Source organism: Streptomyces sp. SID14478, assembly GCF_010548525.1.
GTDB lineage: Bacteria > Actinomycetota > Actinomycetes > Streptomycetales > Streptomycetaceae > Streptomyces.
In genome coordinates this window covers 1-1313 of sequence record NZ_JAAGMG010000577.1, presented here as the reverse complement: position 1 = coordinate 1313, position 1313 = coordinate 1, and the positions used below count along the sequence as shown (strand labels likewise).

1 protein-coding gene is annotated in these 1313 nt (G+C 74.0%); it reads right to left on the bottom strand.

Annotation, left to right across the window (positions count from 1 at the left end):
- Nucleotides 1-232: 232 nt before the first annotated feature.
- The coding region (locus G3I40_RS18890; protein ID WP_164303310.1) for a HAMP domain-containing sensor histidine kinase at nucleotides 233-1313 on the bottom strand (1081 nt) is incomplete at its 5' end.

Here is a 1313-nt window from a genome sequence, read left to right as displayed (position 1 = left end):
CGGCACCGGCCGGGGCGAGCAGCGCGGCCGCGACGGCGGCGGTGACGGCGGCCGCGTGCAGCGGCAGCCGGCGGGACGTGGGGGACAGACGGGACATGGGGGAACTCCAATGCCTGGTCGCTCAGGGCCGGTCGGCCATGAGATGTCGATCTCCGTCCGTCGGGACCTTGATCGACAGTCACAGGCTCGCGTGGAGTTGTGAAGAAGCTGTCAGACGGCTGTGGTCATCGCATCAGGGTGCGGGCGCGGGGCCCGCGACCGGCAGGCGCAGCGTGAACACCGATCCCTTGCCCTCCTCGCTGGCCGCCGTCGCCGAACCGCCGTGCGCCTGGGCGAGCCTGCGCACGATCGCCAGGCCGAGGCCGCTGCCGCCGGTGCGCCGGTTGCGGGACTTCTCCGCGCGCCAGAACCGGTCGAAGACGTAGGGCAGGTCGGCGGCGGGGATGCCGCTTCCGGTGTCGGCGACCTCCACCACCACCTCGTCGCCCGCCTCGGTCGCGTGGGCCCGCAGCGTGACCGTGCCGCCCGGCCCGGTGTGCCGGATCGCGTTCGACACGAGATTGTCGACCGCCTGCCGCAGCCGCACGGGGTCCGCCGTCAACTGCGGCACGGGCGCGTCCGGTGAGGCCGTCGACAGGGTCACTCCCGCGGTGTCCGCGCGGACGTGGTGGGCCGCGGCGACCTGGCCGAGCAGTTCCTCGACGTGCACCGGCTGCGGGTGCAGCCGCAGCGCGTCCGCGTCCGCGGCGGCGAGGTCCTGCAGGTCGTCGATGATGTGCTGCAACTGCACGGCCTCTTCGAGGAGCGAGGCGACGAAGGCCGGATCCGGGTCGGCGAGTCCGTCCTGTGCCGCTTCCAGCCAGCCGCGGATCGTGCTCAGCGGGGTGCGCAGTTCGTGGGCGACGTCGCTCACCATCACCTTGCGCTGTTCCTCCAGGCGCGTGCGGTGCGCGGCCATGTCGTTGAACGCCGCGGCGAGCCTGCCGATCTCGTTGTCCGTCGTCACCGGCACCGGTGCGGTCCCGCGGCCGTCCTTCATCCGCTGCGCGGCGCCCGTCAGCGCGTACAGGGGCCGCACGAGCCGGGTGCCCGCCAGTACGGACGCGCCGACGGTCAGCGCGAGGACCAGGGCGGCGACTCCCGCGATCTTCGCGGTGTTGCGCGGGGAGAGCGCGAATCCGGGTACGGTGCCGCCGCCCGGGTCCCCGATGAACAGGAGGGCGGGCGCCGCCACGTACGAGGCGAGTTGCTCGCGCCGCGCCGTGCCCACGCAGGAGGCGACGGTGCGGTCGTCCCCCGGTCCGCTCGCGACC